This window comes from Aliisedimentitalea scapharcae (assembly GCF_045277565.1).
Taxonomy (GTDB): Bacteria; Pseudomonadota; Alphaproteobacteria; order Rhodobacterales; family Rhodobacteraceae; genus Aliisedimentitalea; species Aliisedimentitalea scapharcae.
The window spans coordinates 2767264-2781340 of sequence record NZ_CP123584.1 but is presented as its reverse complement, the minus strand read 5'-3'; the positions used below and the strand labels follow the sequence as shown (position 1 = coordinate 2781340).

The window sequence follows — 14077 nt, the reverse complement described above, 5'->3', positions numbered from 1 at the left end:
ACGCTGTCCCCCGGACCCCCTGAGGTATTTGGAACTAGAAAGAAACAGACGGGCTCAATCGATATGGCCGTCCGCCTGATCCATCAGCTTGCGAGCCCAACGGCCAAACAGCCAACCTGCGGGAACACCCAGCGGGATGGACCAAACCAGCGCTGTGATCGGATCGATGGCCGCGTAGCCGCTGATATGGCTGATCAACCCGATGAAGTAGAGGTTGATCGCCACGGTGCCAGCGGCAAAGGGGTACATCATGACCGACAATTTCCACACCGGCCAACGCCCTGAGGTGTCATCCTTTTTGGTCAATGGCTGGTTCCTTCGGAAAAGGTGATCTTGTTCCAGACGTTGTATTTCCCGGATGGTTTGCGCATCGGCAGGCGGCGGACCTCTTGCAGGGTTGTGGCGTCATAGATGATCACCGCACCGTCTTCTTCCCAGATCGACACCAAAGCGTATGAACCATCGCGGGTGAATTCCACATGGGCCACGGTTTTGCCCGGTGCCGGGCGCAGGGTCTTGACGATTTCAAGGCTCTGCTTGTCGATCACATGCATGGCGTCCTTGTTGGGGCCAAAGAACACATCAACCCAGACATAGGGGGTTTTTTCGTGGCTGCGCATGAAAAAACCGGGGCCTTCGGTTTCGATCCGTTTGACGGTTTCCCAGGTTTTCATGTCGATCACCGATACCACACCATCGGTCAGATGCGGTGTGGCCATGACGGTGGAGTCGCCGTATTTCCAGGTGATGCCAGATCCCAGGTGCGGCATGCCGGGCAGATCCAGGTCGGCAATCTTGTGGCCGATCACCAAGTCGATGACCTGACCGCCCTTGCCGTCGCGGCTGGCTCCCATGACGTATTCATAGGTCTGATCAAAGAAGAAATCGTCGAGGTAATCCGGTGTTGTGATTTTGCGCACCGGGAAGGGATCGGGATTCTTGATCGGGCCTTCGATGCGGTAATCATGTGCGAACCCAAACTGAGGTGGGTTTTTGCCATAAAAGACCTCCCAGATCTCGGGCACGTCTTTGAGCGCGAGGACGAAGCTTTCGCGGGGGGGGGCCTGATAGACGGCTGAAACGCGGCTCGGGATGCCCTTTTTTCCCTTGATCTCGACAACCTTCGCCACCGACAGGTCGTCGGTCGACAGGATGGTGAGCGTATTGGGCAGATAGTTGGCGATGGCCACCCATTTACCATCGCTGGACATGGCGATATTTCGGCTGTTCAGGCCGGCGCGGATGCGGCCCACCTGCTTCAGGGACCAGATGTCGTATTTCTGTACCCAGCCATCGCGCGACATGATGAAAACATAGCGCCCGGTAGGGTCAAACTTGGGGCCCCCATGCACGGCAAATGGCGTGGCGAAGCGGTCCAGAACTTCAAACGTATCGCCATCCAGAACCGAAACATGGTGATCTCCGGTTTCCACGGCCAGTGTGATGTTCATCGGGTCCGAAGACCAGACTGGCGCGTCCGCGGCGACATAGTCCGCGTCCAGGGTGCGGCTGGCCATGATCTCGGCTTCGCCCCAGGCCGGGACCTGGGCCAGTGGGGTTTTAAGATAGTTGGCCAGTTCAGCCACGGCCACGTCATCCAGGTTTTCGGAGAACCCCGGCATCTGTGTGGCCACGCGGCCGTCCCGGATCACGGCTTCGACCTTGGGGCCGCGCATGCGTTTCAATGTCTGGGGGATCAGGGCTGGCCCGACACCGCCCAAACGGTTGGCACCATGGCAATCAGCGCAGAACTCGGTGTAATGCGCTGATGGGTCGGCCATGGCGCTGTTTGCGACAAAGAACAGCCCGAGCGAGATAGCGGAACCTGCTCTTTTCATCTTGCTCAAGAAACTCCCGCCGGAGGCTCCCTCACGTGCCACTGGCGCAGGTGTTGCAGCTCTATCTACCATCGTATCAAAAGAATTTATGCGCCGGGTCATGGCTTTTTCCTCGAAAGGGGGTCACGATCAGGCGTTCACTGCCTTCAACGCCGATCTCGTCATCGCCGAGATAGCAGGCCGGGTCCTCGGCCCAGGGATCCCCGGTCACCTGCAGGGCACGAATGCGGGTATTGCCTCCGCACACATCCTGCAATTTGCAGACGCCACAGCGCCCTTTGAGCGGGCGGGGACGGGTGCGCAGCATTGCCAGCATCGGATCGTCGCCTGTCCAAAGTTCGGAAAATGGTGTCTGTTTCACGTTGCCGACGGTGTAATCAGACCAATAGGTATCTGGATGTATCCGGCCCAAGTTGTCGATATTGGCCACGCCCAGTCCGCTGGAGTTCCCCCCCCAGGCAGACAGGTGATCGCGCACATGGGCGACTTTGTCTGCGTCAAACCGCTCGGCGGCCCATTGCAGAAAATAACCGGCGTCGGCGTCATTATTGCCGGTGACGATGTCCAACGGTTTGCCACCCGATGCCGCCTCCCAGGCGCGTTCAAGCAGCAGATCCTGACCCCAGCGGGTCATCTGGTGTTCGGCGTCTTCACCGCGGTTCTTGTCGCCGCGCCCGGCATAGACCAGATGCGAGAGATAGAATTTGTCGACCCCTTCGTCATCACACAGTTTCAGAAGATCAGGCAGGCAATGTTTGGTGCCTTCGGTCAGGCAAAAGCGCAAGCCCACCTTGATACCACGTTTTTTGCATTCGCGCACACCGCGCAACGCATCGCCAAAGGCACCATCGACACCGCGGAACCAATCGTTGGTCTCGCCAATACCGTCCAGCGAGATACCTACATAATTGAACCCGATGTCGGCGATCTTGTCGGCGTTTTCACCATGGATCTTGGTGCCATTGGTCGACAGGGCCAGCATCCGAACCAATTTGCGTGCGCGGGTGGCGATGGTGTGCCAATCGTCGCGGTCCAATGGCTCGCCACCCGACAGGATGAGGGCCGGTACCTTGAAGTCTCCCAGATCCTCGAGCGTGGTCATCGCCTGGTCGTGGGACAGTTCGCCGGGGAATTTGACATCTGCCGACACGGTATAACAATGGCGGCATTTCAGATTGCACTGGCGGGTCAGGTTCCAGATGACGACGGGTTTGACAGGGCCGGACCCACGGCGGGTGCGTACCGGGGTCGGATCGACCAGCTGGTGCATGTATTCGGTGAGGCGGAACATAGGTCTCAGCCTTTCTTGCGCAGGCGCAGCCCGGTCTTTTTCAGGATGCGCGTGGAATAAAGAATGTCGCTGCTTGTACAGGCTTCGCCCAGCAGCGCTTTGATCTGCTCCCGTTTTTCTTCGACTTCGGCAGGTGAGCTACCGTGCACCATGGCAAACAGATTATAGGGCCAATCGGGCAGGGCGCGGGGGCGTTCATAACAATGGGTGACAAAGGGCAGGGCCCCGATCTTGGCCCCCAGTTTGGCAATCTGGTCGTCGGCGACATTCCAGACGGTCATGCCGTTTGACGTCATGCCCAGTTTGTAGTGATTGGGTGCTGCGGCGATGCGACGGATAACACCAGATTGCTTCATCGCGTCGATACGGGCGACAAGATCGGCTTCGGGCATGTCCAACCGTCCGGCAATTTCTGCAAAAGGTGCGGACACCAATGGCAGACCGCCCTGGAGCGCTTCGATGATCTCGCGGTCTGAAATTTCCGTTGTCATGCTGCGACCCTGAACCCGATGAAAAATTCCTGAAGTTTGGGGAAACGGAGGACTGGGACCCCCGTTTCCCGTTCGATTGCATCGGCGCTTTCCCCGATCCCCTCGGGCGTTTCGGTTGCCAGGACGAACCACATGTTCAGCCGGTGCGTGCGTTCATAGTTATGCGCCACCTCCGGGTGGGCATTGACTTTGGTCAGGACATCTTCGAACTGATCGGCTGGGACCGCCATGGCACACAGGCAAAACGCGCCCCCCATTGCAGCGGCGTCAAAGAAGGGACCAAACCGGGTAATCACCCGGTTTTCCTTCATTCGGTTGAGCCGAAACAACAGGTCGGCTTCGGTCAGTCCCAGTTCCTGTGCAACGACGGCATAAGGATCTGAAACCAAAGGGAGATCATCTTGCATCCGGTTCAGGATCAAACGGTCGGTGGTATCGATCTGGGTCATGCCGCGACCTCTCGTTGGGTGATCATTGCGCCGGTCTGTTTGAAGCACCGGGTTGAAAACAGAACCTTGTGTTCAACATCCGCCAGTTCGGGCAGCGTGGTGGCATTTTGCAAAGTTGCAAGAGCCTCGGAGCGTGAACGCGCGTGGATCATCGAATACAACCGATAGGGCCAATGCCCCTCGACCGGGCGGCGTTCATAACACAGCGACACGCCAGGATGCGCGGCCAGCGCTGGTCCGGCCAGGTCGATCTGGTCCGGCGACAGGTTCCAGACCACCATGGCATTGGCAGACCAACCCAGCGCCCGATGACGCACAATGACCCCCAAACGCGAGATGATCGCAGCCCGGGTCAGGATGTCGATCCGATGCATCACTTCGGTGACGTCGCGGTTCAGTTGTGCGGCAATTTCTGCAAAAGGTTCAGACGTGATCGGCAATCCCCGGGTCAGCACCTGCAACACTTGTTTGTCACCCGGTTGCATGACGCTGGTATCAGCTGTGCGGGGTTTGGGAACGACGCGGGTGTCGCCGCGCATACAGAACCCCAGATCCACATTGAACGGCCGGACCAACCGCAGGTCCATGACCTTCAACCCGGTGCGTCGTTCAATGCGGGCCAACGTGGCCTCGACATGATCGGTGTCCGGGCCGGTGGCAACAAACCACAGGTTCCAGTGATCTTCGCGCAGGTAATTGTGATTCACTCCGGGCTCCGCGTCGATCAATGCCGCGATCTCTTCGATCTGTTCGGGCGGTGTGGCCACGGCAGCCAGAGTGCTGGCCGAAACGGTTCCGGGCGTGATCGTGGCGCCAACGCGGGTGATGCGTCCGGATTTACGCATCCGCGACAGGCGGGTGATCACTTCGTCCTCGGTGATATCCACCGCGCGGCCCAGCGTGGCAAAGGGACGGTCGACAAGCGGAAAGTCCCGCTGCCAGTCATTCAACAGCGTCTGATCAATCGGGTCGGTTACGTGGTGCATGACTTAGAGCCCTGTTCTGTGCGCGCGCGCGGTAAAGAAGATTCCGGACGGGCTGTCGGCGTCGATTTCGCGCAGCTTCTCAAAGGTTCGGGTGTCATAGATCATGACTTTCCCGGCATCTCGCACGCTCAGCCAGACCTCATGCCCACGTGGTGTGAATTCCATGTGCAACACGGCGGGGCCGGGTTTGAATTCGTGGATGATGTCTTTGCTGACACTGTCGATCACCTGGATCGTATCATTCAGGGGATGGGCAAAATTGACCCAGACCTGCCGCCCATCGGGGCGTGCCATGGCAAAGACGGGCTGGCCATAGGTTTGTGTGCGCCCGGTTTCCTGCAAGGTATCGGCATCGACCCACAGAACCTCGTGATGGCCCACGGCAGGCAACACGAATTCCGACCCGGTCAACGCCCAACCTTCCAGGTGGGGCATCTTGTAGACGGGCATTTCCTGTTGACCGCGGCCATAATTCGGCAACACCCGGATCGGTTCCGGGGTCTCGTCCCACAAATCCAGCGCGGTCAGACCGTCTTCGCCGAACAACCCGGTGATATAAGTGCGCCCATTGGCGGTGATCAGCGCGTCATAGGGACGGTCGCCCATGTCGGTGATCTTGGTGATTTGCATGTCGGGCTGTGACAGATCTGCGATCCAGGTCTCACCCGTGTCCCACATGGTGAATACGAACCGGCGCCCCGGTGCATCAACCAGACCGATGGTTTTGCTGTCGGTGGGGATGTCCGCCACCAGTTTCAGCGTGTCAGCGTCAAAAATCCGCACGCCACCGGGTTCATAGTTAGACACCGCCACCAGTTGGCCATCGTCCGAGATGGCACCGCCGATGGCATTGCCGGCCTGTACGACGCGGTTTGCGATGGTGCGGGTTACGATATCGACTTTGGTCAACCCACCGTCGCGGCCGAACACATAAGCAAACCGTTCGTCCGGCGAATAAACCAACGAGGCATGGGAAAGATCCCCCAGCCCTTCGATGCGGGCCAATGTTGCCCGTTCGGATTGATCCACCAACAGAACGGACCCTTTGGCCCGCTCGATGATCAACCCCAGATCGCCAGTCGCGATCGTATCGGCCTGGAGCGGGCTGGCCGCGACAAACAAGGCGGTGAGGAGAGAGAGGGTGAGGGGTTTCATTCTACCTCCGGTTTCAACAAATAGCGCGCCACCCAGTCTGCCTCTGCGTCCGTCATCAGAGGACGCCAGGGTGGCATCGGGGTGTCCGGGATCCCGTCCAGGATCACGGATTTCAGGGATTCGGGGCTGTGATGTGTCAGGTTTTCGGATCGAAGGTCCGGGCCCAACCCACCTTTGAGCGCAAGCCCATGGCAAGAGCCACAATCCTGATGCACCAGCCGGGTCAACGCATCGGTATCGACCGTTTCACTGGCCTGTGCGATGCCAAGTCCAAGACACAGGGACACCAAACTGGGGGCGATGATCCTAGGCATGACCACCGACCTGCATCAGATCCCTCGCGATTTCCGTGATGGGTTCTTTGGCATAGAGCGACACAACGCGGCCAATGATGAACAGGGTCGGAGCAGAAAGCTCGGCTTTGCGAACATCTGTTGCAATGCTGTCCAACCGTGACACCAGACGGCGTTCGTCGGGGGTGGTGGCGCGGCCCACGGCCATGACCGGTGTCGATCCCGGCAGCTTTTCAGTCATCAGCCCCATGGCAATCTGACCGATATTGGCGACACCCATATAGACAACCAGGGTCGTGTCAGGATTGGCCAGTCGTTTCCAATCCAGATCCAAAACCTTGTCGGCCTGACGATGCCCGGTGACATATTGAACACCGGTGGCCAAACCGCGATGCGTCAACGGCACACCGGTGACACAACTGGCACCCTGCGCAGCCGTGATCCCGGGCGCGTATTCGACTGCAATGCCGCGCGCCACGAGATAGGCGGCCTCTTCGGACCCACGACCAAAGATCATCGGATCCCCCCCTTTGAGGCGGGCAACCTTGCGGCCTTTTCCGGCCTGTTCCACAAGGATGTCGTTGATTTGATCCTGGGTTGCCAAATGACATTTGGGGGCCTTGCCCACAGCAATCATTTCCACGCCATCGGGGGACATTGCCAAAATGTCTTCACTGACCAGACGGTCATAGACGACAACATCCGCATCCTTGAGCATCCGCAAGGCCCGCAGGGTCAGCATCTCGGGGTCTCCAGGGCCTGCGCCGATGAGGTACACTATACCGGTCATGTCAAATCTCGCTCGTCTTGAATCTGGCTGGCAGCCGCCTTTGTCCAAAGATGTGACCCCAAGCGGGCAGTCGCCGCAGGGGCGCAAATCTTCAGAATAGGGGCCGGGTGTTTCATGAAGGCAGAATGGGACGGGCCGGGGCGGGCTGCCTTGACAAAAGGCAAGGCACGTCAAAATTCGCGCAATTGGGTCATCTTTTCCGAACCAGGACGCGGCCGTGACAGGCACCCAGGGTTTATGCGATGTCAGAGACCCGGTCTCGCGGCTCGGGGAACAGCGTCTCATGCCGCGTGGCGTGACACCTCCCTGAAAACTCGGGAGGACTGTCTTCTTTCTGGTTCGAAATACCTCGGGGGAGCAGCCAAGGGCTGCGGGGGCAGAGCCCCCAAATTCGGCCCTTACGGGGTGACGGTGACCATGCCGATCATGTTTTGCGTTTCCCAGTGTGGGCCGCAGAGGTAATTCTGATCGCCCGGGGTCAGAAACGTGAATTCCACATGTTCTTCGGGAAAGGCGCGGTCGGATTCCACCATACCTGCATCGGGAGATAAAACGCTGTGGCTGGTGCGCTTGTCAACATTGACCCAGCGCACGGTTGTGCCGACAGGAACGGTGATCTGCGCCGGGCAGAAGTTGTATTTGTACATGGTGACAACTGTCACGCCTTCGGCCTCGGATGAGGGGGCCGCGAACATCTCGACATAGCGCTCTTCGGCCTCGGCGCACAGGGCGGCCTTGTCGACGTCTTTGGCGGAAACGGAAAACGCTGCCGCACTAGAGATCGCAGCACTCAGTAGAACGGGGGAAAGAAGACGGGGCGGACGCATTGGCGGATCTCCTTGCCAAATAAAATAGGAAGGGCGGCCGGAAGATCCGGCCGCCTGTTTTTTTATGGGCGTTTACTGACCGACCACATTTATCATGGCGTCTGCGCTATCCAATGCAAAGCTGGTGTTCAGCGTTACATGGTGGAAACGGGCAGCAGCATAGTCATCGTGTATGGCAAAGCCGACAGTATAGGTTTTGCCTGCTTCCAGCGGCACATCCCCCACAGCACCAGAGTTCAGAGGACGCGAGAAGACCACGGTCCAGATCCCGGCCGACAGGCTGGCCTGGGCGGCGATTTCACCGTCATTCTGCACCCGGCGGTCCAGCAGATACCCATTGCTGGCGCTGCCATCGGCATAGACACGCAGCAGGTCCATATAGGTCCCATCAGCCAGCAGCTGCTCGAGCTCTTCGGGGGTTTTCAGCTTGTCCCAACCACCCTGGGCCTTACCACGGCGGCCTTTGACTTCGACCTTGGTCCGGCTTTCGGACAGGTATTTGGTGATCGTGTCATTGGCTTGCAGCTGAGCGGCCACATCGCCATTGGCGGCAATCGCCTCTGCACCCGGATCGAACGGCATATAGGTGTTGTCCGCGTGGCAGGTGGCCCAACAGCCGACCTGATCACCCAATTCGATGCCTGTGCCGGTGATCATCATCGCGACCTTGACCTGGTTGTCCGGGTCCATCTTGCCACCTTCGACAAAGGGGGCGGGGAAGTGGCCCGCATCCGGCCATTGCATCCGCACATACAGGTTGTCTGCATCATGAGCGGCCTGAACGGTTGCATTGATGATGCCGCGTTTGCCCGGAATCGGGGTGGGCTCGACTTCATCGTTTTTGCCGCCGCCGCCTGCAACAACCTTGTTGCCGATGGTTTCCAGCTCCTTGGCGTGACAGGTGGTGCATTGATCGCCACCTTTGGTCAACGGACGGGCACCACCGTGCTGTTTACCGTTCTGGACCCATTCAAACGACGCCTGACCGGGGTAGAACAGGGTCAGATCGGTTGCCGCCACAGCGTTCCAGTCCACACCCGGGGCAACATCTGCGCCCGAGGCGCTATCGTCCTTGGCCTCGCCTGCTGCCAATGCGCGTTCTTCTTCGCGCGCGGCATCGACGGCAGCCGCGATCCGGGCCTGAATGGCTTCATTTTCGGTCTGTTTCGCAACTTTGGCGGCTTCGGCTTCGGCGGCTTCCTTGGCTTCCACGCGGGCGAGGCTGTCCAGGTATTCCTGTGGCACTTCCCGCACGAATTTCGGGTCTGGGGCCTCCAACGCTTCGAGGTATTCGTCCTCGGCGCGGTCACGCACATTCTTGTGCGCGATCCCCTTGTGACAGTCGATACAGGTCTGACCGGTCTTCATCGCGTTCATGTGCTGCGCGCGGGCACGGGGGCGTTGGAATTCGGGCATCATCGATTCAAAATCGTGACAATTGCGACATTCCACCGAATCCGTGGCCTTCATTCGTTCCCATTCGTTCATCGCCAGTTGCAGGCGGTGTTTGTCGAATTTCTCGGGGGTGTTGATCTTGCCTGTGATCTTGCCCCAGACTTCCTTGGACGCCTTGATCTTGCGGATCATTTTGTGGGTCCAGTCCTTGGGGACGTGGCAGTCGGAACAGACCGCGCCGACCCCTGACCGGTTCACATCGTGAATCGTGCCCTGGTATTCCTGATAGACGAAATTCTCCATCTCATGGCACGAGATACAGAAGTCCTTGGTGTTTGTGGCTTCCATGGCGGTGTTGAAGCCGCCCCAGAAGATGATGCCGGCAACAAAGGCCCCGGCAATTCCGGCGATCGGCATTCCCCATAGGAAATACCGCTTCCAGATCGGTTTTTTCGGTTCAGCACCGGTGGTCTGGGTCATATCCAGGCTCCATCTTGGCTCTCTATTGGGCGGTGATTTGCGTGACCGCCATGTGTTGGATTGCGCATTGGATTACGTGTTGGATTGCAAGGAGCGGGGGGTGAATTCCGGGTGTTTCTTGACCTGCCCGGGTGTCCCCCGGTCGTCGCAATCCCGACACCGCCATTTGTCATGTCAGTAGCAAAAAGGGGCGGGCGCCTGGCCCGCCCCTCTATTTGGACTATCCGGTCACATCAGGTGACGTGGTTCGAACGGTTGTAGACGTTGAATTTGCCGGTCGGAGCATAAAGCCCTTTGACGCGGCCGATTTCTTCCAGCGTCTTGGCGTCGTAGATCACGATTTCACCATTTGGCTCCAGCGAGTCAGACAGGTTCCATTTGGAGACCCAAACTTCAGTGCCGTCTGCGTTGAACTCAAAGTGCACAGCGGCGCTGCCTTCGACATCGGTAACCTGGATGGTTTTCACGATCTCGCCGGTCTCTTTCGAGATGACCTGAACGGACTGCTGAATTTCCGGCTCCGGGTGTTTGGTCTGGTCAGCCCAAATGTAATCCGAATTCGGGTGTGTCCGCACGAACAGGCCGGGGCCGTCGGTTTCAACTTCGTAGCAAACCTTCCACGCATTGTCGGGATTGTTTGCAGGGTCGTTGCCCCAGACGGTCACAGTCCCGACACCCAGGTGGGTGGTGCCCGCAACAGGGCCACAGTTCGGGTCGATCCAGTTGGCACCAGGGCCAGGGTGCGGCAGAGCTGCGGTGTCGATCATGGCTTCCAGCTTGTGGGTCTGGGTGTCAACGACAACCATTTTGTTCGACGCGTTTGCGGCGATCTGGAAGTACCGTCCTGTTGGGTCAAAGAACCCGTCGTGCAGGAATTTGGCGCTGTCGATCTTGTCGATCTTCAGGTTGTCGAGGTCGGTGTAATCCACCTGCCACAGCTGACCCAGCTCTTTCACGGCAACGATCCATGTGGGTTCGTTGGGTGTGGTATAGATCGCAGCAACACGGGCTTCTTCGACATATTCGCCGTCGACGTTCACACCGCGGGTCGAAACGACTTTGACCGGTTCCATGGTCTGCGCATCAACGATGGCAAAGTGCGGAGGCCAGTAACCGCCACCAATCACGTATTTGCCGTCGCCGGACACGGCCACGTCGCGGGCGTCATAGGCGATTTTGACTTCGGAAACCAACATCTTGTCCGGTGTCTGCCACAGGTCGATCTTGGTCATCTTGCCGTCACGGCCCATGGTGTACCAGAAGCGACCGGGGTTTTCAGGCTCGGTGATCTTGTGGTGCTCGGACGCTTTCAGAACGTGCACCGCATAACCGGTGGGGATGTGAACCAGCACTTCTTTGGTGTCGCCGTCGACAACGGCCACTTTACCGGCGTCACGCTCGATGACGACAAAGAAGTTTTCCCAGTTGCGGCCGTGCATCGGCTCGGTCGGATAGTCGGCTTCTTCGACGTAAACCTTGCGGGTTTCCATCATCTGGGCCAGCGACATTTCTGGCGGTTTAGGTGGGTCCATCATGATGTATGTGGACATGTCTTTGATTTCTTGCTCGGTCATGATGTCCGAGAAGTTGTTCATACCGCCTTCGGTACCCCAGGCGATAATCTTTTCAAGACGTTCCTGGCCCAGCTTCAGCGTGCCACCTTCGGTGACGGTGCCGTCTGCTGCGGTTTTCTTCCAATGCGGTTCCAGGTTTTTACCTGTTGCGCCTTTGCGCAGAACGCCGTGACAGCCCGCACACTGTTCAAAGTACAGCTGTTTGGATGCTTCAAATGCTTCATCGCTCAGGGTGGGTTCATTTGCGAACGCGGGCGCAGCGGCGCTGCCCAGCAGCATCGCAATGCCAACGCCGAGAGCGCGAGAAGTTTTCTTGTAGGTGATTCCAAGTGACATGATCACTCTCCAGTTGGGTGGTGAGGCAGGTGCGAACATGCGCCTGGGCCGCTGGGGTCTCCTTGACAAAAGTCAACGGATCTCGCGATTTCGTGAGGCGGTCCAAAGGGTCGCAGGTGCGCACGCTGTCGGCACAAGGAATAGGCACGCACGCGTGAGAGAATTTGCTGTCAGTTGATTTTTGTTAAGTCCGAGGCGTCCCGCATTCCTTACTCCTACATATAGGATATCGGTGTCCCAGCTTGCTGCCAGGTTGTGCCGATGACCCGGAGCAGGGGCATTCCCTATCCGAACGCAGGCGTCCGTCCGGACGGGCAGGGAGATAATTGATGATGGCGACAGTGAACCGGGTTTTCAGCGAAGGGTTTCGTGTCTTCTTTTTGGCAGCTGGGATTTATGGGATCTTTACCGGTCTGGTTTGGACCCTGTGGCTGGGCGGGGTGATTGACACACCCTCTCAGGCGTTTGCACCCCATCTGTGGCACGCGCACGAAATGATTTTTGGCTATGCCACAGCGGCCATCGGCGGGTTTTTCCTGACAGCAGTGCCCAATTGGACCAACGCACCCGGCGCACGCCAGGGGTATATCGCCGTGGTGTCAGGCTTGTGGTTTGCCGGACGCCTGGCCGTTTGGTATTCGGCGGCATTGCCCCCATTGGCGGTGGCGGGGCTGGATCTGATATTCGTGCCCATTCTGGCGGCCAAGATCCTGAGCCAGCTGCTAAAACGGCCCAAACCACAAAACATGATGTTCATGATCTTCCTGGCGTTGCTGTGGGTGTCTAACCTGATGGTCCATCTGGAATGGATCGGGGTCACGGATGACACGGCCTATGCCGGAATGCGGGGCGGGGTCATTGTCTTGTGTTCTCTGATCGCCATTCTGGGCGGACGGGTGACGCCGGCCTTTACCCGCAATGCCATGAAGCGTGACGGGGTTCCCGAGGCGCGCTGGCCACGCAGTGTACCGGTCATCGAACGCGCGACAATTGTTTTGGCGATCCTGCTCCCGGTGTTGGTGCTGGCGCAGGTGCCCGGGGTCTTTTCCGGGGCAATCGCGATCGTATTCGGGGTGGTCCAGCTGATCCGGCTGTCCAAATGGGGCGGGGGCTGGTGCCTGAAACAACCCATCCTTCTGGCCCTGCATATGGGGTTGGCCATGCTGGCGCTGGGTTTGATCCTGTGGGGGCTGGCCGGGCTGCAGATCGGGGATGAAATCGCGGCACTTCATGTTCTGGGAATCGGCTGTGTCGGAGGCATGACGCTCGCGGTGATGAGCCGGGCAGGGCTGGGCCATTCGGGGCGGCCATTGATCGCGCCAACGCCGATTGCCTTGGGATATTTTGTCATTGCTCTTGCCGCGGCCATGCGATGGGTGGGGCCGATGCTGTCGGACAGCCTGTTCCTGCCGTCGATGATGATCACAGGGTTTCTCTGGGTTCTGGCCTTTGCGCTGTATGTCGTGGCGATGTGGCCTGCGCTGACCCAGCCACGTCTGGGGTCAATGTCCTGAGTTTCAACCGGGTGACCTGAGTTTTGGGCGTGCCCCAGCCGGGGTGCGCCCGTTTTGCGTCTGCCATCAGGGCCGCAAAACCCAATATATTCCAAACAAATATCAGCAACTCACAATAGCTTGACTTTTGTTAAGGCAGATAAGCGGCCCTCCGCCGATAACCGACAGACCGTAAACGCGGCGCAAAGGAGAGCGCAATGCGCGAAGTCATGACCAAAAGCATGGCCCGAAATATATTCTATGGCGGGTCATTGTTCTTCATCATCATCTTTCTGGCTCTATCGTTCCACACGGCACGATACATGGTCACCACTTCGACCAATGTGGAGACGCTGACCCACAGCGTGGCCGCAGGTAAAAAGGTCTGGGAAGATAAAACTTGTATCAACTGCCACTCCCTTCTTGGGGAAGGCGCCTATTTTGCCCCTGAGCTGGCAAATGTGATGGAACGCTGGGGCGTTCTTGAAGATCCTGAAGATGCCTTTGAGACTCTCAAAGGATGGATGGAATCCCAGCCCACCGGCATCGAAGGCCGTCGTCAGATGCCAAACTTCAATCTGAGCGACGAAGAAATCCGCAACCTCAGCGACTTCCTGATCTGGACCAATACGATCGATGCTCAGGGCTGGCCGCCGAATGATGCGGGCTAAGGAGACTT

Annotated in this window: 14 protein-coding genes; 2 read left to right on the top strand and 12 right to left on the bottom strand. The window is 58.4% G+C overall.

What is annotated here, in order from left to right; all coding sequences use genetic code 11:
- Positions 1–54: 54 nt before the first annotated feature.
- The 12 genes from QEZ52_RS13065 to QEZ52_RS13010 all read right to left on the bottom strand — a co-directional run bounded on the left by QEZ52_RS13065 (position 55) and on the right by QEZ52_RS13010 (position 11905).
- Positions 55–306, bottom strand: a complete 252-nt coding sequence (locus QEZ52_RS13065; RefSeq protein ID WP_406644797.1) for a hypothetical protein — start codon at positions 304–306, stop codon at positions 55–57.
- On the bottom strand, positions 303–1838 hold the full coding sequence (locus QEZ52_RS13060; RefSeq protein ID WP_406644796.1) for a cytochrome D1 domain-containing protein: 1536 nt from the start codon (positions 1836–1838) through the stop codon (positions 303–305). Before QEZ52_RS13060 ends, QEZ52_RS13065 begins: the two co-directional genes overlap by 4 nt.
- Before the next feature lie 76 nt (positions 1839–1914).
- Entirely contained in the window at positions 1915–3129 is a 1215-nt protein-coding gene (nirJ, locus tag QEZ52_RS13055; protein WP_406644794.1) for a heme d1 biosynthesis radical SAM protein NirJ, read from the bottom strand.
- A 5-nt stretch (positions 3130–3134) separates the two neighbouring features.
- Positions 3135–3620: an Lrp/AsnC family transcriptional regulator gene (locus QEZ52_RS13050; RefSeq protein WP_406644793.1), complete on the bottom strand. Its 486-nt coding sequence runs from the start codon at positions 3618–3620 to the stop codon at positions 3135–3137.
- Entirely contained in the window at positions 3617–4069 is a 453-nt protein-coding gene (locus QEZ52_RS13045) for an Lrp/AsnC family transcriptional regulator (protein ID WP_406644792.1), read from the bottom strand. Before QEZ52_RS13045 ends, QEZ52_RS13050 begins: the two co-directional genes overlap by 4 nt.
- A complete protein-coding gene (locus QEZ52_RS13040; RefSeq protein WP_406644791.1) occupies positions 4066–5055 on the bottom strand; it encodes an Lrp/AsnC family transcriptional regulator in 990 nt (329 codons plus the stop codon). Before QEZ52_RS13040 ends, QEZ52_RS13045 begins: the two co-directional genes overlap by 4 nt.
- Before the next feature lie 3 nt (positions 5056–5058).
- A complete protein-coding gene (locus QEZ52_RS13035) occupies positions 5059–6210 on the bottom strand; it encodes a cytochrome D1 domain-containing protein (RefSeq protein ID WP_406644790.1) in 1152 nt (383 codons plus the stop codon).
- On the bottom strand, positions 6207–6524 hold the full coding sequence (locus QEZ52_RS13030) for a c-type cytochrome (RefSeq protein ID WP_406644789.1): 318 nt from the start codon (positions 6522–6524) through the stop codon (positions 6207–6209). The genes QEZ52_RS13035 and QEZ52_RS13030 overlap by 4 nt, the downstream gene beginning before the upstream one ends.
- The gene (cobA, locus tag QEZ52_RS13025; protein WP_406644788.1) at positions 6517–7293 is read right to left on the bottom strand and encodes a uroporphyrinogen-III C-methyltransferase; all 777 of its coding nucleotides are present in this window, start codon (positions 7291–7293) and stop codon (positions 6517–6519) included. The genes QEZ52_RS13030 and cobA overlap by 8 nt, the downstream gene beginning before the upstream one ends.
- 398 nt (positions 7294–7691) lie before the next feature.
- Positions 7692–8120 carry a plastocyanin/azurin family copper-binding protein gene (locus tag QEZ52_RS13020; protein WP_406644787.1) on the bottom strand — a complete coding sequence of 143 codons (429 nt, stop codon included), beginning with the start codon at positions 8118–8120 and terminating at the stop codon, positions 7692–7694.
- A 72-nt stretch (positions 8121–8192) separates the two neighbouring features.
- A complete protein-coding gene (locus tag QEZ52_RS13015; protein ID WP_406644786.1) occupies positions 8193–9995 on the bottom strand; it encodes a NapC/NirT family cytochrome c in 1803 nt (600 codons plus the stop codon).
- 233 nt (positions 9996–10228) lie between these two features.
- Complete coding sequence (locus QEZ52_RS13010; RefSeq protein WP_406644785.1) at positions 10229–11905, bottom strand: cytochrome D1 domain-containing protein; 1677 nt, start codon at positions 11903–11905, stop codon at positions 10229–10231.
- Between the two features lie 329 nt (positions 11906–12234).
- On the opposite strand from QEZ52_RS13010, the gene QEZ52_RS13005 reads away from it, so the two are divergent.
- Together QEZ52_RS13005 and QEZ52_RS13000 are read left to right on the top strand one after the other, a co-directional pair.
- The gene (locus QEZ52_RS13005) at positions 12235–13419 is read left to right on the top strand and encodes an NnrS family protein (RefSeq protein WP_406644784.1); all 1185 of its coding nucleotides are present in this window, start codon (positions 12235–12237) and stop codon (positions 13417–13419) included.
- Between the two features lie 197 nt (positions 13420–13616).
- Positions 13617–14069, top strand: a complete 453-nt coding sequence (locus QEZ52_RS13000) for a cytochrome c (protein WP_406644783.1) — start codon at positions 13617–13619, stop codon at positions 14067–14069.
- Positions 14070–14077 lie beyond the last annotated feature (8 nt).

What these genes read in the sequence shown, in the direction of transcription:
- QEZ52_RS13060 (WP_406644796.1), bottom strand. Translation starts at nt 1,838, where the DNA reads ATGAAAAGAGCAGGTTCCGCTATCTCGCTCGGGCTGTTCTTTGTCGCA.
- nirJ (WP_406644794.1), bottom strand. Translation starts at nt 3,129, where the DNA reads ATGTTCCGCCTCACCGAATACATGCACCAGCTGGTCGATCCGACCCCG.
- QEZ52_RS13050 (WP_406644793.1), bottom strand. Translation starts at nt 3,620, where the DNA reads ATGACAACGGAAATTTCAGACCGCGAGATCATCGAAGCGCTCCAGGGC.
- QEZ52_RS13045 (WP_406644792.1), bottom strand. Translation starts at nt 4,069, where the DNA reads ATGACCCAGATCGATACCACCGACCGTTTGATCCTGAACCGGATGCAA.
- QEZ52_RS13040 (WP_406644791.1), bottom strand. Translation starts at nt 5,055, where the DNA reads ATGCACCACGTAACCGACCCGATTGATCAGACGCTGTTGAATGACTGG.
- QEZ52_RS13035 (WP_406644790.1), bottom strand. Translation starts at nt 6,210, where the DNA reads ATGAAACCCCTCACCCTCTCTCTCCTCACCGCCTTGTTTGTCGCGGCC.
- QEZ52_RS13030 (WP_406644789.1), bottom strand. Translation starts at nt 6,524, where the DNA reads ATGCCTAGGATCATCGCCCCCAGTTTGGTGTCCCTGTGTCTTGGACTT.
- cobA (WP_406644788.1), bottom strand. Translation starts at nt 7,293, where the DNA reads ATGACCGGTATAGTGTACCTCATCGGCGCAGGCCCTGGAGACCCCGAG.
- QEZ52_RS13020 (WP_406644787.1), bottom strand. Translation starts at nt 8,120, where the DNA reads ATGCGTCCGCCCCGTCTTCTTTCCCCCGTTCTACTGAGTGCTGCGATC.
- QEZ52_RS13015 (WP_406644786.1), bottom strand. Translation starts at nt 9,995, where the DNA reads ATGACCCAGACCACCGGTGCTGAACCGAAAAAACCGATCTGGAAGCGG.
- QEZ52_RS13010 (WP_406644785.1), bottom strand. Translation starts at nt 11,905, where the DNA reads ATGTCACTTGGAATCACCTACAAGAAAACTTCTCGCGCTCTCGGCGTT.
- QEZ52_RS13005 (WP_406644784.1), top strand. Translation starts at nt 12,235, where the DNA reads ATGATGGCGACAGTGAACCGGGTTTTCAGCGAAGGGTTTCGTGTCTTC.
- QEZ52_RS13000 (WP_406644783.1), top strand. Translation starts at nt 13,617, where the DNA reads ATGCGCGAAGTCATGACCAAAAGCATGGCCCGAAATATATTCTATGGC.